Below are 20,558 nucleotides of genomic sequence, written 5' to 3'. Positions count from 1 at the left end.
GTGTCTGTTCCTTCCTGTCTTTATGCGCTCAGACCGCCGAACAGCGTCGGCAAATCGAGTGGACGGAAACCGTAATGGTTGAGCCAGCGCACATCAGCATCGAAGAAGGCGCGCAGATCAGGCATGCCGTATTTCAGCATAGCGATACGGTCGATCCCCATGCCCCATGCAAAGCCCTGATAGACATCAGGATCATAGCCCGAAGCGCGCAGCACATTCGGATGCACCATGCCGCAGCCCAGAATTTCGAGCCAGTCATTGCCTTCGCCAAACTTCACATGCGGGCCGGAACGGTCGCACTGAATATCCACTTCCACCGATGGCTCGGTGAAGGGGAAGAAGCTCGGGCGCATGCGCATCGTGACATTTGGCACTTCAAAGAAAGCTTTGCAGAACTCTTCCAGCACCCATTTCATATTGGCGACATTGGCCGATTTATCGACGACCAGACCTTCGACCTGATGGAACATCGGCGAATGGGTGGCGTCCGAATCCATGCGATAGGTTTTGCCCGGAATGACGATGCGGATCGGCTCGTCGCGGCCTTCTTTATCGCGAATCGCCGCAAACTTCTCCATCGTGTGCACCTGCACGGGCGAAGTATGCGTGCGCAACAATTTGCGCTCACCCTTCTCGTCCGGATTGAAGAAGAACGTGTCGTGCATTTCGCGCGCCGGATGACCTTCGGGAAAGTTCAGCGCCGTGAAATTATAATAGTCGGTCTCGATATCCGGGCCTTCGGCAATCGAAAACCCCATATCCGCGAAAATCGCCGTGATTTCATCGACAACCTGAGAGATTGGATGGATGCGGCCACGCGAGACTGCGCTTTCGCGAACAGGAAGTGTCACATCGAGTTTTTCACGCTCAAGGCGCGCAGCAATCGCTTGTTTGCGCAGCTCTGTTTTGCGCTCGTTAAGTGCTTCTGTGACGCGGTTCTTCAGACCGTTGATGGCAGGTCCCTGCGCCTGACGCTCTTCCGGCGTCATCGAACCCAGCGTCTTCAGCTTTTCAGAAATCGTGCCTTTTTTGCCAAGGCTAGCCACGCGCACCGCTTCAATCGAAGGCTCGTCGCTGGCCGCAGCGATTTCACCCATGATCGTTTGTTCGAGTTGTTCAAGATCGCTCATCTATTTACGTCCCTGTCGTGCTTGCGGCACTCCACGCCTCTTGTTTATTTACGTCCCTGTCGTGCCTGCGGCACTCCACGCCTCTTGTTTATTTACGTCCCTGTCGTGCCTGCGGCACTCCACGCCTCTTGTTTATTTACGTCCCTGTCGTGCTTGCAGCACTCCATGCCTCTTGTTTTAGCTTCACTGTCGCGCCGCTGGCATCAGATACGAAAGAAAAACCCGCGCCAGCCGAGCCAGCGCGGGTTCCCAAAATTAACAATATCGCTTCGGGAAGGCGGCTGGCTTAGCGAACAGCGCCTTCAAAAGCGTTTGGTGTCTCGGTGTTCTTGAGGTACTCAAGAGCCTTCTTTGCAGAAGCAACCAGCGCACCGAACGCATCAGGTTCATGGATTGCGATGTCGGAAAGAACCTTACGGTCGATTTCGATACCAGCCTTTGCAAGACCATCGATGAAACGGCCATAGGTCAGGCCCTGTTCGCGGACAGCAGCGTTGATACGCTGAATCCACAGAGCGCGGAACGTGCGCTTGCGATTCTTGCGATCGCGGTAAGCATATTGCTTCGAACGATCAACAGCAGCCTTAGCGGTGCGGATCGTATTTTTACGACGGCCGCGGAAACCGGAAGCCTGCTCGAGAACTTTTTTGTGCTTGGCGTGGGAAGTTACGCCGCGTTTTACACGTGCCATGTTATGATCTCCTTAGAGGATAGACGGCTTAGAGGCCGTTAGGCAGGAACTGTTTTACGATCTTCGCATCTGCTTCCGAGAGCACCATGGTGCCGCGTGCATCGCGAATGAACTTGTTCGAGCGCTTGATCATGCCATGGCGCTTGCCTGCAGCCGCAGCTACAACCTTGCCAGTGCCAGTGATTTTGAACCGCTTCTTAGCAGCCGATTTGGTCTTCATCTTGGGCATTTTGCTACTCCTTTGTTTAGTCCCCGTCGTGCTTTCAGCACTTCACGCCTCTTAATATTTGCGATCCCCCTCGTGCCATTCGGCACTCGACGTCTCTTGTATTGAGTGGCGTCCGTCCTGCAAAAGACCGGAACCTTGTTTGACTCCCGGACCGACCAAGTCCGAAAAGCATACGAAACCGCCACGGCATGCCCTGCCGGGCGGTTCGAACGCGGCCTTATAGGCTTAAAGGCCAGAAAACGCAATGCCTGAATCAGCCCGAATTGCACGCAATCGCGCCTGATTTTCAATAAAGACGCAGCAAAATCGGCAATGCGTGGATGTTTTGCAGATATTCGATAAGCTCAAAGAACGGATAAGCCACAAAGAACACCAGTCCATCGGTAAATGTCCGATAAAGCCGGTCCGGTTTTACCAGCAGCGCATCCTCGTCGCGGAATGCGGAAAAGCGCGGAAAGAATCGCGGTACACGTGCGCAATAATCCGCGTAAGGCTTTCCGAAATTGGCTTTGAGAAACTTCTCTTCCGTGCGGATGACAATCGAAAAAGCCAGATAACACAGCACGCCAAAGGCCAGAGCAATAATGAAGCTGCCTGTCTGAGCGCCGATGCCGATCGCGCCGATGCTGCTGAACACATAAAGCGGGTTGCGGGTGAGCGAATAAGGACCGGTCTGCACGATTTCCGCGCTTTTGCGCCCACCGATATAAAGCGTGCACCACATACGACCGAGAATGGCCGCAACGATGAGGCTTATGCCGAAAGCTTCGATATATTCATGCAAATACCCATCGGATTGGGAACTCACAAACAGAAGGGCCACGACAAGAAGCCCTATAACAATGGCAATCGCAAGACGGCGTCTTTGCTGATACTTGCCCAGTTCGCCCAAAGTTTTCATGTTAATCTCTAACTGCTGAAATGTTGGAGCAACGAAAAGCCGCCCAAAGGCGGCTTTTCAAAGGCAGAGTTTTAAATTTAGCGCGGAGCCAGAACCATCATCATCTGGCGGCCTTCGAGCTTTGGCTCGGACTCCACCTTGGCGATGTCAACAGTATCTTCCTTCACGCGCAACAGAAGCTTCATACCAAGCTCCTGGTGGGCCATTTCACGGCCACGGAAACGAAGAGTTACCTTGACCTTATCGCCCTCTTCAAAGAAACGCAGCGCAGCCTTCATCTTCACTTCATAATCATGCGTGTCGATGTTCGGTCGCATCTTAATTTCTTTGATTTCGACCGTTTTCTGCTTCTTGCGTGCTTCGGAGGCTTTTTTCTGATTCTGATACTTCAGCTTACCGAGATCCACGATCTTACATACCGGCGGCTCGGCATTGGGCACGATCTCGACAAGATCGAGACCCGCTTCTTCTGCCATCGCAATAGCGTCTTGCGTCGGGATGCTGCCGTGGTTAAGGCCTTCGGCATCGATAAGCTGGACCCGGGGAACCCGGATATCACGGTTGGAGCGCGGTCCGTCTTTCTGGACCGGCGTCGCTCTGAACGGTCGGCGAATGGTCGTTATCTCCTGATTATTAACGTCATAGGCGGCTTAACTTCATGGCCCGCGACGGCCTTTTCCCATCAAACCCCTGTTTAACGCGGAAATGTGGTCAAGCGAGCGGTAAAGTCAATAGCATCTTTGACAGGGAAAATCACCCCCGACAAATAAAGAAGTATTTCGGGAGCGTTGAGCGACATATCGGTCACATTGCTCAATATTTCAAGGCAATGAGGTTTTCTAAGGCTCTCATAAATGGCAAATGAAAATCATGGGATCGCGATTGCTCTAATCAGGAGGCACAAAATGAGCGAAGCACATCCGGACTTTATTGATATCGATGGTGCAGACATTGCCGTTCGCAACCGTGTCGGACATCATGCACCGGGTGTCGTCTGGCTTGGCGGCTACCGTTCCGACATGCTTGGAACCAAGGCCATTGCTCTTGATGAATGGGCAGAAAAGACCGGGCGCTCCGCTTTGCGGTTTGATTATTCAGGCCATGGCTCTTCGGGCGGCGACTTCAATCAGGGTACAATCTCACGCTGGCTGAATGAAAGCCTCAGCGTGTTGGACAAATATGCGAAGGGGCCGCAGATCCTCGTCGGATCCTCCATGGGCGGCTGGATCGCATTGCGCATGGCGCAAGAGCTTAAAAAGGCTGGCAAGTCTCCGGCAGGAATCATTCTGATTGCGCCTGCGCCCGACTTTACCGCCGAACTTGTCGAACCATCGCTGACCGACGCACAGAAGAAAGACCTGATCGAACAAGGCTATTTTGAAGAGCCTTCGGAATATTCGCCCAATCCCTACATCTATACCCGTGCGCTGATGGAAGACGGACGCAACAATCTCGTGCTCAAGGGCATTATCGAAACAGGTTGTCCGGTGCATATTCTGCAAGGGATGCAGGATGAGGCCGTGCCCTATCAACATGCGCTGAAACTCGTTGAACATCTGCCGGTGGATGATGTGACGCTGACGCTCGTGCGCGATGGTGATCATCGTCTGTCGCGCCCGCAGGACCTTGAGCTGCTGATCCGCACGGTTTCCGGCCTTGCCGAACGCTTATCGACAGGGGCATAGGGATGCGCTTTTCGATTTTTGCTTCTTCGACCGTGGCGGCGATTGTCGGCTTTGGCGGCACGCTGGCGCTTATTATTGCGGCCGCAAAGGTGCTTGGTGCAACCCAGGCCGAAACCGCAAGCTGGGTGACGGCGGCCTGCCTTGCCATTGCCGGCTCGTCCGCATGGCTCAGTGTGCGTTACAAAATGCCGATTATCGCGGCATGGTCCACGCCGGGACTGGCTTTGATCGGTGCAAGTGTTGGCTTCACCATGCCGGAGGCCGTGGGCGCGTTTATCGTTACAGCCATCGCATTGATTGCAACCGGGCTGATCCGCCAGCTTTCCACGCTTGTCTCCCGCATTCCGTCTTCCATCGCATCGGGTATGCTGGCAGGCGTTCTTCTCAGCTTTGTCATTGCGGCAGCCAAAGCCGTACCGCTCGACCCTTCGTTCGTTTTGCCGATGGTGGTTCTGTTCTTTGTCGTGCGCCTGTTTAACCCGTCGCTTGCCGTTATTGCCGTGCTTGTGCTCGGTATGGCCTATGCCTTGATATCAGGGCGCGCACCGCAACTGCCTGCGCCGGAAATTTCGACGCTCACGATGATCTGGCCGGAATTTCACATGGGCGCGATCATCGGGCTGGCGCTGCCGCTTTATATCGTGACAATGGCCTCGCAGAACCTGCCGGGCTTTGCGGTTTTGCGCGCTTCCGGCTATGAGCCGCCAACAGGCCCGGCCTTGCAAGTGACCGGGCTTTTCTCGCTGATTTCTGCTCCATTTGGTGCTGCAACAAGCAATCTCGCAGCAATCTCCGCAGCGCTCTGCACCGGCCCCGATGCGCATCCCGACCCCAAAAAACGCTGGATGACGGGTCCTGTCTATGCCGCTCTTTATGTGTTGTTTGCCCTGTTCGGCGCGTCACTGGTTGCAATCTTCGCCGTGCTGCCTGCAACACTGATTGCCCTTGTGGCGGGCCTTGCGCTGACTGGCCCCTTCATCAATGCCATGGCGCTCGCCCTCAAACATGAAGAAGAGCGGCTTGCTGCGGTCATAACATTTGCTGTGACGGCTTCCGGCATCGCTTTTTTCGGTGTCGGATCCGCCTTCTGGGCATTGCTGGCAGGGCTTGGTGTGGCAACACTCGAACATTTGCACAAAAAAATTCCGAGATAATCACATTGGTTAGCACCCACTAAGCGCGATTGAGCCGGGGATATTCTTGAAAAGCCGCAATTGGTTCACCACGTCCATTTCAAGCCGCGAGATCAGCAAACGGCCCGGAATTCACGGAGTAGACCATGACCAATTCTGCATTGATCCGCCCCGCATGGACACCAGCGACGATTGCGCTGATGGTGCTGGGTTTTATCTTCTTCTGGCCGCTTGGCCTTGCCATGCTCGCCTATATCATCTGGGGCGATCGCCTTGGTGATTTCAAACGCCAGGTGAACGAAAAGACCGACTCGATGTTTGGCTCTTTCAGAAACTGCGGCAAAAGTGAAAGCTTCGGCTTTGGCGGTTCAACCGGCAACGCTGCTTTCGATGACTGGCGTCGTGAAGAACTTGAGCGCCTGGCGGAAGAACGTCGCAAGCTTGAAGAAGCCCGCGCCGATTTCGAAGCCTATGCGCAGGAACTTCGCCGTGCCCGCGACAAGGAAGAGTTTGACCGCTTCATGAATGAGCGTCGCGCCAATGGCAAACGCACGCCAGCGAAGAACAACAGCAATGATGTCACGGATATCTAAACAGTCATTATCTCAAACGGCGCGGTTTCTCCGTGCCGTTTTTGTCGAGTTGTAGAAAAAATTCTGGCTTTTTTCGCGAATCACTTATCTCTAAGCGATGGGCTTTTCCTTATTTCGTTCCTCCCCGGCCAAAAAGTCGGCGACTGTCAGAAGCGAACGCATTCATGCGGTCGCGGGACGTGAATTGCCTTTGCGCGTGCTGGAAAACCCGCGCGCCAAACGTTTGACCCTGCGCATTGAAACCGGCGGCAAAGGGCTGCGCGTCACCATTCCACCGGGTTTGCCCGATCGCGAGGTGCAGAGTTTTTTAATCCGTCATGAAGGCTGGATCGAAAGCCGCATTGCAAAAATTCCAGATCAGGCTGGTGTTCGTGCAGGTGTGAAAATACCCATTCGCGGTGTGCCGCACCTCATCACCCATCAGCCCGGACGTGGCACTGTGGATTTGCTGGAAGGCAATATTCTGCTTGTTCATGGCGATCCCGCACATCTTGCGCGGCGTGTCAGCGATTACCTCAAGCGCGAAGTCAAACGTGACATTGAGCAACTGGTGGCCCGCCACACGGCAACCGTGGGCCGAAAAGCCAAAGCGGTGCGTTTCAAGGATACCAAAAGCCGATGGGGATCGTGTACCTCTGACGGCGTGCTTTCCTTTTCATGGCGCATCGGCATGGCGCCTTCGCCTGTGATCAATTATCTCGTCGCCCATGAAGTGGCGCATCTCATCGAGATGAACCACGGGCCAAAATTCTGGAAACTCTGCCAGGAGCTTTGCCCCGATACCGAGCGCTGCAAAGCATGGCTCAAGCGCAATGGCAGCGCATTACAGGCTATCGATTTTACATGACATCAAACATTCAAAATGCAGCACGTATGCTATGGGATTACCATTGCCTCTGCGATGAACTTCAGCCGGCCGATGTTATCATCGGATTGGGCAGCTATGATAGCCGCGTTGCACAACATGCAGCAGAACTCTTCAAGCAGGGCCTTGGCACATGGCTCATGTTCACAGGCCATAGCGGCAACTGGACCAAAGGGCTTTACAAGGCATCGGAAGCCGAGGCTTTTGCGGAAATCGCGCTTGCTGAAGGTGTGCCGCAAAGCGCGATCATCATCGAACCAAATGCCACAAATATTGGCGAGAATATTCGCTTCGCACGCGACAGAATGGTGGCCGGTGCCATCAGCGCGATTTTTGTCACCAAGCCACAAACACAACGCCGGGTGCGTGCAACGGTTGACCGACAGTGGCCGGAAGCCAAGTCTTTTGTGACCGCACCGCCGACCTCTTTTGAAGATCAGCCGACAGCGGGCCATGATTTTGAAAAGCTGGTGCGCGAAATGACAGGCGATCTCAGACGCATTCTGGAATATCCGGCTCTGGGATTTCAGATTGCGCAGGCAGTTCCCCTTGCGGTCATGGAAGCGTATGATACCCTGATTGCTGAGGGCTATGATGACGCGGGTCCTCGCAGTGAAGCCGGAACAGCTTGAGTCGCGCCGCAATATGTGCGACGGAAACGCCATGGTTTTTGATATAAAAATATGCGGCCTCAAAACGCCTGAAGCAGTTGATGCTGCGCTCAACGGCGGAGCGACGCATATTGGCTTTATCTTCTTTCCCAAAAGCCCGCGGCATCTCACACCCGCCGATGCCGGTCTCCTGCGTGAAGCAGCAAAAGGCCGCGCCAAAGTGGTTGCTGTGAGCGTTGATGCGGACGACGAAACGCTGGATGAAATCGTTCGTGCCTCAAAGCCTGACATGCTGCAACTGCACGGCCACGAGACGCCGGAACGTGTGGCGGATGTAAAAAAGCGCTATGGCCTGCCGGTGATCAAGGCTTTTGCTGTGCGTGAGGCGTCAGATTTTGACGTGATTGCGCCTTATAAAGGCATTGCGGATCGCTTTCTTTTTGACGCCAAGCCGCCAAAAGGATCAGAGCTTCCGGGCGGCAATGGTGTATCGTTTGACTGGGCATTGCTCGATGCGCTTGACGCGGACGTCGATTACATGCTTTCCGGTGGACTAAATGCGGGCAACATTGCCGAGGCGCTGCAAAAAACGCATGCGCCGGGTATTGATGTATCGTCCGGTGTAGAGCGTGCGCCCGGTGAAAAGGACGTGCGTCTCATTATGGAATTCTTTCAGGCTGCGTCTGATACAAGACTTTAGCCTGCACATGACGGAGTGGCAGCAGTGAACAAGCCGGTTGAACCCAATTCCTATAAAACAGGCCCGGATGAAGAAGGCATGTTCGGCATTTTTGGCGGACGCTTTGTCGCCGAAACGCTGATGCCGCTGATCCTCGAATTGCAGGAAGCCTATGAGACGGCAAAGAACGATCCTGAATTTCAGGCCGAGCTTTCCAATCTCTCGACCTATTATGCCGGTCGTCCGTCAAAACTTTATTATGCTGAAGGCTTAACCAAGCATTTGGGCGGCGCAAAAATTTACTTCAAGCGCGAAGACCTGAACCACACCGGCAGCCACAAGATCAACAATTGCCTTGGCCAGATTCTGCTTGCCAAGCGCATGGGCAAAACCCGCATCATCGCTGAAACCGGCGCTGGTCAGCACGGCGTTGCATCGGCAACTGTTGCCGCCCGTTTCGGCCTGCCTTGCGTGGTCTATATGGGCGCCACCGACGTTGAACGTCAGAAGCCGAATGTTTTCCGCATGAAGCTGTTGGGTGCCGAAGTCAAGCCGGTCACGGCTGGCAATGGCACTCTCAAAGATGCCATGAACGAAGCGCTTCGTGATTGGGTCACCAATGTCGAAGACACCTATTATCTGATCGGCACTGCTGCCGGTCCGCATCCTTATCCGGAACTCGTGCGCGATTTCCAGTCGGTGATCGGTACCGAAGCGCGCAAGCAGATTCTTGAACAGGAAGGCCGTCTGCCAGATGTGATTATCGCAGCTGTCGGCGGCGGATCGAACGCAATCGGTCTGTTCCATCCGTTCCTTGACGACACGTCGGTCAAGATTGTCGGTGTTGAAGCGGGCGGTCGCGGTCTCGACGGCGTTGAGCATTGCGCATCAATGAATGCAGGCAGCCCCGGCGTTCTGCATGGCAACCGCACCTATCTTCTGCAAAATGAAGACGGCCAGATTCTCGAAGGCCATTCGGTTTCCGCCGGTCTTGATTATCCGGGCGTTGGTCCTGAGCATTCATGGCTCAAGGATAGTGGCCGCGTTGACTATGTGCCGATCCTTGATGATGAAGCGCTGGAAGCTTTCCAGCTTTGCACCCGCGTTGAAGGCATTATTCCGGCACTTGAATCAGCCCATGCGATTGCGCAAGCTGTGAAGATGGCACCCACCATGGGCAAAGATCAGGTGATGATCATCAATCTGTCCGGTCGCGGTGACAAGGATGTTCACACGGTCGGGCAGTTGCTCGGCATGGAAATGTGAGGATCGCATGAGCGATACTGTCGCCGACACCAACATCTACAGACCGCGCGCCGCATGGTTCGACGGGTTGACGGCGTGTGGTTCGGCGACGATCAAGCTCAACATCATTGAAGCCGATCCGTCCAATCCGCTTGCAGAGGCAGCTGTTGGCATCGCCCGCAGGCAGATTGCAGCCGCAGCAGACAGGCTTGAGCATACGCCGCATCTGGGTGCTGGCTTTGCCATTCTGCATCAGGGCGAAGAAAGCCTGTGGCTGTTGCTGCACTGGTGGCTGGAAGGCGGCATCGCAACGCAGATTCTCTGGCAATCGGACCTCGGCGACGAGATCGAATTTGAACCAGCGCAGCCTTTGCTGATGGCCTGTGTCTGGGAACTGGGAATCATCGACTTTGAACGGCGTGCCTGGATGGAGACGGCTATGTCCGGCCAATCCACCGCCGATTATCTTACGCGCATTTTGCCACGGGGCACGGTATGACCACACGCATTGACACCAAATTTGCAGCGCTCAAGTCCGAAGGACGTCCGGCACTGGTCACTTATTTCATGGGCGGCGACCCGGATTATGCGACATCGCTTGCCGTCATGAAGGCGCTTCCCAAAGCCGGTTCCGATGTGATCGAGCTTGGGATGCCTTTTTCTGATCCGATGGCCGATGGTCCGGCCATTCAGGCAGCCGGTCTTCGTTCGCTTGAAGCGGGCCAGACACTGAAGAAAACGCTGCAACTGGCAGCGGATTTCCGCAAAGAAGACAACACAACGCCAATCGTTTTGATGGGCTATTACAACCCGATCTATATTTATGGCGTTGAGCGCTTCCTTGCTGATGCCAAGACGTCCGGCGTTGACGGTTTTATCGTTGTCGATCTGCCATCCGAAATGGACAAGGAACTGTGCATTCCGGCCACGAATGCAGGTCTTAATTTCATCCGGCTGACCACGCCCACCACCGACGACAAGCGCCTGCCAAAAGTGCTGCATAATTCGTCGGGCTTTGTCTATTACGTCTCAATGAACGGTATTACCGGCTCGGCCATTGCCGACACAACACGGGTTGCCGATGCTGTGCGCCACATCAAGAAGAGCACCGATCTGCCGATCTGCGTTGGCTTTGGCGTGAAGACGCCGGAGCAAGCTGCCGCCATTGCCGAAGCTGCGGACGGCGTTGTTGTTGGCACTGCGATCGTCAAAGCAGTCGCGGACGAACTCGATGAAAATGGCAAGGTTAAGGGTGATCCGGTAACAGCGGTTACCAAACTTGTCAGTGCATTGGCTGCAAGTGTTCGAGCAACACGCCTTGAAGCTGCCCAATAAATCGTCCATTTAGACATTTAGTTAGTTTTGAAGAAGAAGAAACGGAATCAAACGTCATGAACTGGATCACCAACTACGTTCGTCCAAAGATCAATTCGATGCTCGGACGTCGCGAGATGCCGGAAAATCTTTGGATCAAGGATCCATCGACCGGCGAAATGGTGTTCCATAAGGACCTTGAGAGCAATCAGTTCGTGATTCCCGGCTCGGGCCATCACATGCGCATCAAGGCCAAGGACCGGCTGCGTTTCTTCTTCGACAATGGCGAATATACGACGCTGGAAAGCCCGAAGGTTCCGACCGACCCGCTGAAATTCCGCGACGAAAAGAAATATATCGACCGTCTCAAGGACTATCGTTCGCGCACCGGCATGGAAGACGCGATCATCAATGGTCTTGGCACGATTGAAGGTCTGCCGATTGTCGCAACCGTTCAGGATTTCGGCTTCATGGGCGGCTCGCTCGGCATGGGTGCCGGTGAAGCGATCATTCAGGGCTTTGAAAAGGCCATTGAACTCAAACGTCCGCTGGTTCTTTTTGCTGCTTCGGGCGGCGCGCGTATGCAGGAAGGCATTCTCTCGCTTATGCAGCTTCCGCGCACCACTGTTGCTGTGGAAATGCTCAAAGAAGCGGGCCTGCCTTATATCGTCGTTCTTACCAACCCGACCACAGGTGGCGTGACTGCCTCCTATGCAATGCTGGGTGATATCCACATTGCAGAACCGGGTGCATTGATCGGCTTTGCCGGTCCACGCGTGATCGAACAGACCATTCGCGAAAAGCTGCCGGAAGGCTTCCAGAGTGCTGAATATCTGATGGAGCACGGCATGGTTGACATGGTGGTTTCGCGTCTTGAACTGAAATCGACCATTGCAAGCCTGCTCAAAATCATGACCAAGCAGCCAGCCAATGCAGACAAACCTGGAACGACCCCGGCCCCGCAAAAGCAACAGGCTGATAACAAGGCAGCGTAATCGTGACAGGAAAAGCTGATGCCGTCATCGAACGGCTGATGCAATTGCATCCAATGGGTTTCGATTTCACACTGGATCGTATTCGCGATCTGTTGGAGAAACTCGGCAATCCGCACCTTAAATTGCCCCCTGTGATCCATGTTGCAGGAACGAACGGTAAGGGATCTGCGACCGCCTTCAGCCGCGCACTTCTGGAAGCGGGCGGCTTCGATGTTCACGTCCATACCTCGCCGCATCTCGTCAATTGGCACGAGCGCTATCGTCTTGCTTCGCCCAATGGCTCAAAGTTTGTCTCTGATGACGTTTTGGCCGAAGCAGTCGAGCGGGTAGAGCGTGCGAATGGCGACAGCCCAATCACTGTTTTCAAGATCATGACTGCTGTTGCTTTTGTTCTGTTTTCTGAACATCCAGCGGATGCTGTCATTATGGAAGTGGGTCTTGGCGGCAAGCTTGATGCGACCAATGTCATTGTCGATCCAGCCGTGTCTCTGATCATGCCCGTTTCGATTGATCATCAGGCATTCTTAGGCGATAGTATTGAACTCATAGCTGCCGAAAAAGCCGGGATTATCAAACAAGACTGTCCTGTCGTTATCGGCTTTCAGCCCTTTGCAGCAGCACGCGAGGTGCTGATCTCGACCGCAGAAAGGCTCGATTGCCCGCTTTCAATCTATGGTCAGGATTTCCTTGCCTATGAGGAACATGGCCGCATGGTGTTTCAGAACGAGCGCGGGCTGATCGATCTGCCGCTGCCGCGTCTGCCGGGGCGTCACCAGCTTGCCAATGCTGCCGCTGCCATAGAAGCCGTGCAGATGGCAGGCTTCACCATTACCGAAAAGGCCATTGAAAAAGCCATGATGGTTGTGGACTGGCCTGCACGTATGCAGCGTCTCACACACGGAAAACTCGTTGATCTGGCGCCAGCAGCGTCTGAAATCTGGCTTGATGGCGGCCATAATCCCGGAGCAGGCCTTGTAATCGCCGAGGCCCTTGGCGAGCTTGAGGAGCGCTCAACACGCCCTTTGTTTCTGATTACAGGGATGATCAAAGACAAAGATCCGGTAGGCTATTTTGAAGCCTTTGCAGGGCTTGCGCGCCATGTCTTTACTGTATCAATAAAATCAAACGACAAGACAATTCCAAACACCGAACTTGCTGTCAGCGCACAGAAAGCCGGGCTTTCGGCTGAACCTGTGCATTCAGTCGAAAACGCACTAAAGATTTTACGTGATACATGGCCTCATGATGAAGCCCCGCCGCGCATCCTGATCGGTGGTTCACTTTATCTTGCGGGCGAAGTCCTACGCGACAATGGAACACCGCCCGTTTAACAAAAAACCCGGCATCAAGGCCGGGTTTTTTATATCTCAAAGACTTGCTGATTAAGCAGCAGAAGCCTTGATCCAGTCGGCAAGGCGGCTCTTTGGAGCAGCGCCAACCATGTTGGCGGCAAGTTCGCCATCCTTGAACATCAAAAGCGTCGGGATCGAACGCACGCCGAACTGTGCTGCGAGTTCCGGGTTTTCGTCGATATTGACCTTGGCGATCTTGACCTGACCGGCCATTTCAGCGGCGATTTCGTCCAGAGCCGGCGCGATCATCTTGCAAGGACCACACCATTCAGCCCAGAAATCAACGACGACAGGCTCGCTCGACTGAAGAACGTCCGACTGAAAATTGCTGTTATCGACTTTTACGGTTGCCATAGGGCTATCCTCATATCTGTTTGAGAGCATAAGACTCATCGAGAAACTGCTCCTTTGATCATATCATGTGGCGCGTCAGTCCGCATTCGTCAAGTTCTGGTTGCTCACCTTTCCTTGAGAGTCGCCCAGCGCCTTAAGCGCCTCTTCCATTGCCTCTTTCGGCAAAGGCAGCAGATATGGCCCTTCGGTGAAGAGCAACGCCGCCTCGACAACCCTTCCCGGATAAAGGGGGCCAAGCAGTTCCCTATAAAGTGCGAGCTGCGCGCGATAGGCGAAAGGCACCGCCTCAATGCTCCTTGGCGGCGGGCGATTGGTTTTATAATCGACAATCAGCACGCGGTTTTCATCCACGCTGATACGATCAATCTGGCCCGAGACGGCATGGTCTTTGCCACCGAGATTGATGGTCCCCATGACCGCCACTTCACCGCGCGATCCGCTCGCGAAGACCGGCCCGAATTTTGGATCGGCCAGAATGGTTGCCACACTTGCCCAGGCCTTTTGACGTTCAATTTCCGGCCAATCGCTCGCGATGCGTGCCAGATAGCCCTGTGCAAGCGTCTCGCGTTCATCAGCCCCGACTTCCGGCAGATATTGCAAAAGCATATGGATTGCCGTCCCGCGGCGAAGAGCAAAGGCGGACGTCTCGCCGCTCTGCCCCAGAACCGGCGACAGCGTGTCGAGCGGTGGCTCCTCATCTGCTTCAATCAGCGCCGATGCGCCCGATGGCGCAAGCGGACGCGGCAGACCTGGTTCCGGCTTTATCGGCTTCAGATAGGCGAGCGGCAACGGTGGAAGCTCTGCTGCTTGCGCCACTTCAGGCTCTGCAATTTCTGTCAGACCGCGCGGCGTGTTGCGATAGCGACGCGCTGCAACGCCCGATACCGGATGCACAAAGGTTTCTGCCTTGGTTGTCAGCGCATCTTCGACCAGCCTGTGCCATGTCTCGCCGCTTTCACGCGATCCGCGATAACCGCAGACAATCAGCTTATCTTCCGCACGCGTCATGCCCACATAGAGCAGGCGGCGGTATTCTTCTTCGGCACGGGCCTTGAGGCCGTCAATCTGTGACGCAAGAAAGCCGGTTTGATAACTGCCATTGGGCTGCCAGAGATAGCCTTTCACCTGCGGGCCATTATTGGTGAGGTCAAACGGGATCAGCTTTGGCGCGCGCGTCCCGCTCCACACAGCATTGCCCGGATCAACCAGAAACACCACAGCGCCCTCAAGCCCCTTGGCGGCATGAACCGTCATGATGCGCACTTCATTGCGCCCCTGATCAAGCTCGCGCTTGATTTGCGGCGAGGCTGCATCGAGCGTTTCGAGAAAGGCCTGCATGCCCGGCAGACCAGCGCGTTCGGCCGAAAGCGCATAATTCTGGAATTCATCGATAATATCGCCTGCTTCCGGTCCAAGCCGCGCCAGAAGCTTACGCCTTGCGCCATCTGCACTTAAGATTCGCGCATAGAATTCGAAGATCGGCATGGTGTCGGCCATATTGCGCCAGCGGCTCAATGTCTTATGCACGCCGATCAAAGCCGGGTCTTCAAGGGACGCATGATAAAGGCGCTCAAACAGCGTTTCGCCGCTCTTGCGCGGATTGGCGAGCGCAAACAGCCTGTCATCATCCCAGCCAAACAGCGGGCTTTTGAGAAGAGAAGCCAATGACAAATCATCTGACGGCTGCAACACAAAACGCCCCAGTGCCATCAGATCCTGAATGGCGATGTGGCTTGTAAGCTTGAGGCGATCGGCACCAGCCACCGGCACATGGCGCTCTTTGAGCGCACGCGAAAGTGCTGGCATGAACTGATCGCGCTTGCGCACCAGCACCATAATGTCTTTCGGCGCAAGTTTGCGGTTCTGGCCCGGAATGGTTTCACCGCGATCCAGCCAGGTGCGAATGGTTGCTGCAATCTGCTCGGCAAGTTTTATGGCAGGTGCCTGCAAATGATCGACCGGCACACGCCAGTCGTCCGGCTCCTCCACCTCTTCCGGCGTCAGCATATCCCAGATTTCCACCTCGCCCGGCTCTTGATCGCGAATGGCCGAGTGAACAGTGGCACCTGACAAGCCGCGATTGGCTTCTGGGCGTGCAAACACCTCATCCACGGCCTGCAACACATCAGGCGCTGAACGGAACGAGAAGTTGAGGCTGACGCGTTCGAATTTAAGCTCTGCATCAGCGGCACGAAGGCTGACCGCCCTGCCCTGCGCTGCAAAATCCTCTGGCACCGCCCCCTGAAACGAATAGATCGACTGCTTTTCATCGCCCACCGCAAACAGTGTGCGCTGCACGTTGCGCTGACCGAGGCCTGAGAAAAACTCTTCCGACAACATGCGGATGACCTGCCACTGATCGGGGCTGGTATCCTGTGCTTCATCGACGAGAATATGATCAATGCCGCGATCTAGCTTATACTGCACCCACTGCCCTGCACCATTACGCGCCAGCAGCGCCACGGTGCGGGTAATCAGGTCTTCAAAGTCGAGCAGACCGCGCCTGCGCTTTAAATCATGATAGCGTTGCAGAAGGTTATCAATCAGCGTGAGTGCGCTCAGATTGAGCCGGATAAGCCGCAGTTCCTTGATCTTGTCGAGACCAAGTTCGACACGAGAAGCAGCAGAATTAAAATCTTCCTTGAAATCCGGCAGCAGCTTTTTGACCGCAGCCGATCCCACATAGGAACCGGATTTTGCCTCGCCAGTGGCTTTCAGAAACGCTGTGCGCAATACCGCTTGCTTGTCCGAACTGCTTGAGACTTTCTCATATTGCTTGAGCTGCAACGCAAAATCATGCGCACGCGCCGCACCCTTCTGGATCGACAAAATGAGATCAAGTGTATCGTCGGAAAATTCCGGTACCGGCCATATATCATCCAGCAGATCGGACTCGCGCGTGTCGGGCCTGAAACCGAAATGCCGGTGCAAGGCCTCGCTGCGCTCGTCCACATTGCCAAGCGCTGCAATGTATTGCTGCAAGCCATTGCGTCGCCCCACGGCCTCATCAAGCAGCGCCTGCAAGCCCATCTCGCCCGCCGCCTGCATCACATCGGCAAAGGCGCTCGCAAGCTCGGCATCGCTGCCGCCATGTGCAGTCTCAAGCAGGGTGCGGCGGGCTTCGCCGACAAGCGCCACCTGCATGAGATCGTCCATCATTTCGAAGTGACCAGCAATATTCGCCTCAAGCGGAAACTGATGCAGGATCGCTTCGCAGAATGCGTGGATGGTCTGGATTTTCAACCCACCCGGCGTTTCAAGTGCGCGCGCAAAAAGCCTGCGTGCAACGGCAAGCCGTGTCGCTCCCGGACGCCTGCCTTCGAGCTTGATAAGCCTGTCGGCAAGGTCGGCATCCGGCAACATCGCCCATTCGGACAATCGCGCAAAGACGCGGTTCTGCATGACGGCCGCTGCCGCCTTGGTATAGGTCAGGCAAAGGATTTTCGACGGGTCGGTGCCTTCGAGCAACAGCCGGATAACGCGCTCGGTCAGAACGTGGGTCTTGCCGGACCCTGCATTGGCCGACACCCAGACGGATGCCAAAGGATTGGCGGCACTGGCCTGCGCGTCGATGGTTTCCTGTGGAATGACACGTTGCTTTTTCATTCGCCGCCCTCGACGCCTGCGTCGCCACCGGCCGACCACTCCAGCACCCGCGCCAGATGATCGTAATCGCCCGAAAGCTCCGTTTCTTTGAACGGCAACGCGCGGGAAAGATAACCCTTAGCCGGATTCTGATATTCTGTGAGCAATTGCGCCAAACGCTGCCATGCCTCTTCGCCAAGAGCGGGTGCGGTCTTTTCCGATGGCGGCCGACCGATCTTCAAAATCGATTCCGGCTTCACCTCTCCGCCAGCGCGCAAGCGCACATAGGTCAGATCGGACGCACGAACCGACCCCAATTCGCGGAAAGCCCCGCGCGCAAGAAGGGCTGCTTCAAGCGCCAGCTGTGGCGACAAGAGGATATGCGCCTGTCTTGGCGATGGCGTGGAACCGGTCTTATAGTCGATCACTTCCGCCGTGCCATCGCGCATCAGATCAATACGATCAGCACGGCCCGACAAGGTGATGCCAAGGCTTTCGACCTCGCGTTTATCCGATGCAATTTCGGCAAAGCGGGTCTGAACATTATAGGCGCGTTCGCGTTCCCATTCGAGAAACTGCGGAATAAGTGCGGTAAAGCGTGGCCACCAGACCGCTTCGATCTCAATGGGCAGATCCATATCTGCAAAGAAATGCCGGCCAAAGTCTTCAAGCTGTTCGCTCGCATCAGCTGCCAGCGGATCGATGCCTTCTTCTGTAAAATGTCCGAGAATATCGTGAAACAGCGTTCCACGTTCTGCGGCTGCCGGATCACGGATCAATGGTTCCAACGGACGCAGCTTCAGAATTTTCTTGGCGAAGATCGCATAGGGATCACGGCGCAGGGTTTCAATTTCGGTCACCGAAAAATGCTTGGGCCGCGCGCTCACAGGCGGCTTTGGTTCCGGGCGTTTGACGAACGGCACATCGGGTGCCTGATCAATCTCCCGCGCCCAATGGATGAAGCGCTGACCACGCGAGCGCATATCCTTTGTCACGTCAGCACCCAACACCGTTTCAAGCCGCTGCAACCAGCGCGACGGAATGGTCGGTGCATTGTCTGAGCGCTGCGAGCGTGACAGCACCACATGATCCATGCCGAGCGCCATCTGAAAATCGTGTGCGGCAAGGCCGGTACGGCGCTCAGGCGGATCAAGCGCGATCATCGCCTTCATCGGGCGCGACATGAATGGATCATTGCGCGTCTTGGCAGGCCATGTGCCTTCGTTCAAACCACCGATCACCAGCGTATCCATGGTCTGCAAACGCGCTTCCAGCGCACCCCAGATGAAGACACGCGGATGGCCACCCGGATGTGGCTTGACCGTTTCGCCCGACATCAGGGCTTCAAGAATTGCCGGCCATTCAATGGCCTCAAAATCAAGTCCCGCTTCGCTCGATACGAGCTGACGCAAAAACGAAGCCAGCTTCTCGCCATGCTCGCCGGAATAATAGCGTGTGACACTGCCACTTTCGTCACGCGCCAGATTTTCAAGCGCTTCCACAGTTGCATGGCTGATCTCGCCGATATCTGTTCGCCGGTTAATGGTGGCAAATGGTGCCAGTGGCGCAACAGCCTCTGACAGGCTCACGCAAAGCGCGCGCGCCGCTTCAATCATGTCGGGCGTGACGGTTGCGTGCCATGCCGGTCGCCATGACTGGCTGGCACTCTCTTCCATGCGGCGGTCGAAAAATGAAGGCAGATCGATGATCGATGCCCTGCCCGTGCCGCCGCGAAATGCCACCAGTTCGAGCGTTTCCGCAGCCAGTCGCCGCTCGATACGCTTGCCACCAAGCCGTAACATCGGGTGCTTGACCAGTGCCAAGAGTGCCACCGGATCACCGGGATTGAACACGGTTTCGACCATGAGACGCATCAGCGTTGCGGTTTCAATATCCCGCAAATGCCGACCGCCGGAATCATCGGCATCAATGCCAAAGCGCGCGAGTTCGCCCACCACGCGGCGCGCAAGATTTCGATCCGCGGTGACGAGCGCCGCCGTCTTGTTTTCATCGCTGATCGCATCACGCAACGCCAGAGCCACGGCCAGCGCTTCCTCACGCTCATTGGCGGTTTCAATCAGATCGATCTTCTGTGCTGATTGCAGCAATGCTTGCGGGCGCATATCCGCATCGCGGTTAAGCAGGCTCCATGCATCGGTGGTCTCCGCCGGGCGCAATGCTTCGCTGACCACACGCTCCAGCACGCGCTTCTCTTTCGGCATATCTTCGATATGCTCGACATCGTCGCGTGAAATTCCGATGGCTTGCAACAGCTTGTGCAGACCATATTGCGGGTGGCCAAAGGTGGAGGGATTATCATCCGATGCCCCCAGCAACTTCCACGCGCCTTCATCAAGATCACGGTCCAGCCCCGGCAGAACCACAGCCCCTTGCGGCAGTCGGGCGATGACTGAAACAAGCTCGGCGGTCGCAGGAATGGAACCCGTGGAACCGGCCGCGATCACAGGACCTTGAGGCGGATGATCCTGCAAACGCCGCACCTCGCCCCAGATCAGCGCGTTGCGGTGCGCTGCCGGATTGGACAGCTTGCGCTCGTCCAGAATTTCCGGCCAGAGTTTCGTGACAATATCGAGAAAGCCAAGCGTGACCTGCCACCAGTCGGCCAGATCATCGGGTGCAATGCTTGCAAGCTCACTCCATGTGGCGTTGTCGGTTTCGACCTGATCCATCAGACCTGCGAGATCACGCGCCAGCCAGATCGCGTCGGAAGTGGTGGCTGGAACCGACACATCCTCAACACCAAAAAGCGCCCGCACATGTTCAGGCAGCGATTCACGCCATGGACGAATGAGCCGTGCCAGCAGCAACAGCCGCTCGGCCTTGCCGATTGGTGGATTGAGATCGAAGGCGCCGCTTGTGGCTGCGTTGAAAAAAGCCGCATCCTCGTCCACGTCACCCAACGGGCGGATGGTGGGCAGGATCGCTGATTTAGCCGGATTCATATCGACCAGAATGGAACGGAGCGCACGCGCTGCACGCCGCGTCGGCACATAGATGGTCGCGTTGGCAAGCGCCAGCGGATCAGCGGCATCACCCGGAAAACCTTCCACCAGACGGCCTTCCAGAAGCGCTTTGGCAAAGGCTGGCAGAAATGCGGTGCCGGATGGAATGGAAAACAGTTTTGGTGCTCTCAAATCAGTTCTCCATTCAGAGCGCATCCCGAAAAATGTGAGAC

Annotated in this window: 19 protein-coding genes; 11 read left to right on the top strand and 8 right to left on the bottom strand. The window is 55.5% G+C overall.

Translation table 11 applies throughout. The features are described from left to right. Window positions 1-20: 20 nt before the first annotated feature. The 5 genes from pheS to infC form a co-directional block, all read right to left on the bottom strand. Complete coding sequence (gene pheS / locus ABE530_RS15630) at window positions 21-1,130, bottom strand: phenylalanine--tRNA ligase subunit alpha (protein WP_265982498.1); 1,110 nt, start codon at window positions 1,128-1,130, stop codon at window positions 21-23. Window positions 1,131-1,416: 286 nt separating this feature from the next. Next, window positions 1,417-1,821 (bottom strand): 50S ribosomal protein L20, encoded by a 405-nt coding sequence (gene rplT, locus ABE530_RS15625; RefSeq protein WP_265982496.1) that lies wholly within the window; start codon window positions 1,819-1,821, stop codon window positions 1,417-1,419. A 28-nt stretch (window positions 1,822-1,849) separates the two neighbouring features. Continuing rightward, window positions 1,850-2,050 carry a 50S ribosomal protein L35 gene (gene rpmI / locus ABE530_RS15620; protein ID WP_024898386.1) on the bottom strand — a complete coding sequence of 67 codons (201 nt, stop codon included), beginning with the start codon at window positions 2,048-2,050 and terminating at the stop codon, window positions 1,850-1,852. A gap of 286 nt (window positions 2,051-2,336) precedes the next feature. Continuing rightward, window positions 2,337-2,951: a methyltransferase family protein gene (locus ABE530_RS15615; RefSeq protein ID WP_265982492.1), complete on the bottom strand. Its 615-nt coding sequence runs from the start codon at window positions 2,949-2,951 to the stop codon at window positions 2,337-2,339. Window positions 2,952-3,028: 77 nt separating this feature from the next. After that, entirely contained in the window at window positions 3,029-3,565 is a 537-nt protein-coding gene (gene infC / locus ABE530_RS15610; protein ID WP_265983809.1) for a translation initiation factor IF-3, read from the bottom strand. 291 nt (window positions 3,566-3,856) lie between these two features. On the opposite strand from infC, the gene ABE530_RS15605 reads away from it, so the two are divergent. The 11 genes from ABE530_RS15605 to ABE530_RS15555 all read left to right on the top strand — a co-directional run bounded on the left by ABE530_RS15605 (window position 3,857) and on the right by ABE530_RS15555 (window position 13,402). Continuing rightward, window positions 3,857-4,636 carry an alpha/beta hydrolase gene (locus tag ABE530_RS15605; RefSeq protein WP_499695111.1) on the top strand — a complete coding sequence of 260 codons (780 nt, stop codon included), beginning with the start codon at window positions 3,857-3,859 and terminating at the stop codon, window positions 4,634-4,636. 2 nt (window positions 4,637-4,638) lie between these two features. Next, window positions 4,639-5,790, top strand: coding sequence for a benzoate/H(+) symporter BenE family transporter (locus tag ABE530_RS15600; protein WP_499695110.1), 1,152 nt, complete (start codon window positions 4,639-4,641; stop codon window positions 5,788-5,790). Window positions 5,791-5,915: 125 nt separating this feature from the next. Then, window positions 5,916-6,362, top strand: a complete 447-nt coding sequence (locus ABE530_RS15595; protein ID WP_396995992.1) for a DUF2852 domain-containing protein — start codon at window positions 5,916-5,918, stop codon at window positions 6,360-6,362. A 97-nt stretch (window positions 6,363-6,459) separates the two neighbouring features. Further along, complete coding sequence (locus tag ABE530_RS15590; RefSeq protein WP_265982486.1) at window positions 6,460-7,209, top strand: M48 family metallopeptidase; 750 nt, start codon at window positions 6,460-6,462, stop codon at window positions 7,207-7,209. Next, window positions 7,206-7,859 carry a YdcF family protein gene (locus ABE530_RS15585; RefSeq protein WP_499695109.1) on the top strand — a complete coding sequence of 218 codons (654 nt, stop codon included), beginning with the start codon at window positions 7,206-7,208 and terminating at the stop codon, window positions 7,857-7,859. The genes ABE530_RS15590 and ABE530_RS15585 overlap by 4 nt, the downstream gene beginning before the upstream one ends. A gap of 31 nt (window positions 7,860-7,890) precedes the next feature. Beyond that, window positions 7,891-8,538, top strand: coding sequence for a phosphoribosylanthranilate isomerase (locus ABE530_RS15580; protein WP_265982484.1), 648 nt, complete (start codon window positions 7,891-7,893; stop codon window positions 8,536-8,538). A gap of 24 nt (window positions 8,539-8,562) precedes the next feature. Continuing rightward, a complete protein-coding gene (trpB, locus tag ABE530_RS15575) occupies window positions 8,563-9,783 on the top strand; it encodes a tryptophan synthase subunit beta (protein WP_265982483.1) in 1,221 nt (406 codons plus the stop codon). A gap of 7 nt (window positions 9,784-9,790) precedes the next feature. Continuing rightward, window positions 9,791-10,261, top strand: coding sequence for a hypothetical protein (locus ABE530_RS15570; protein WP_265982482.1), 471 nt, complete (start codon window positions 9,791-9,793; stop codon window positions 10,259-10,261). Then, window positions 10,258-11,097 (top strand): tryptophan synthase subunit alpha, encoded by an 840-nt coding sequence (gene trpA / locus ABE530_RS15565; RefSeq protein WP_265982481.1) that lies wholly within the window; start codon window positions 10,258-10,260, stop codon window positions 11,095-11,097. Before ABE530_RS15570 ends, trpA begins: the two co-directional genes overlap by 4 nt. 56 nt (window positions 11,098-11,153) lie before the next feature. Continuing rightward, entirely contained in the window at window positions 11,154-12,071 is a 918-nt protein-coding gene (gene accD, locus ABE530_RS15560; RefSeq protein WP_265982480.1) for an acetyl-CoA carboxylase, carboxyltransferase subunit beta, read from the top strand. Between the two features lie 38 nt (window positions 12,072-12,109). Further along, the gene (locus ABE530_RS15555) at window positions 12,110-13,402 is read left to right on the top strand and encodes a bifunctional folylpolyglutamate synthase/dihydrofolate synthase (RefSeq protein ID WP_499695127.1); all 1,293 of its coding nucleotides are present in this window, start codon (window positions 12,110-12,112) and stop codon (window positions 13,400-13,402) included. Window positions 13,403-13,453: 51 nt separating this feature from the next. On the opposite strand, the gene trxA is transcribed toward ABE530_RS15555, so the two are convergent. The 3 genes from trxA to addB all read right to left on the bottom strand — a co-directional run bounded on the left by trxA (window position 13,454) and on the right by addB (window position 20,541). Continuing rightward, entirely contained in the window at window positions 13,454-13,777 is a 324-nt protein-coding gene (gene trxA / locus ABE530_RS15550; RefSeq protein WP_007872546.1) for a thioredoxin, read from the bottom strand. Between the two features lie 75 nt (window positions 13,778-13,852). Continuing rightward, window positions 13,853-17,383 (bottom strand): double-strand break repair helicase AddA, encoded by a 3,531-nt coding sequence (addA, locus tag ABE530_RS15545; protein WP_499695108.1) that lies wholly within the window; start codon window positions 17,381-17,383, stop codon window positions 13,853-13,855. Then, a complete protein-coding gene (addB, locus tag ABE530_RS15540) occupies window positions 17,380-20,541 on the bottom strand; it encodes a double-strand break repair protein AddB (RefSeq protein ID WP_499695126.1) in 3,162 nt (1,053 codons plus the stop codon). The genes addA and addB overlap by 4 nt, the downstream gene beginning before the upstream one ends. Between the last annotated feature and the right edge of the window lie 17 nt (window positions 20,542-20,558).

This window comes from Brucella sp. TWI559 (genome assembly GCF_039674265.1).
Taxonomy (GTDB): domain Bacteria; phylum Pseudomonadota; class Alphaproteobacteria; order Rhizobiales; family Rhizobiaceae; genus Brucella; species Brucella chromiisoli.
This window is presented reverse-complemented; position numbering and strand designations above follow the sequence as displayed.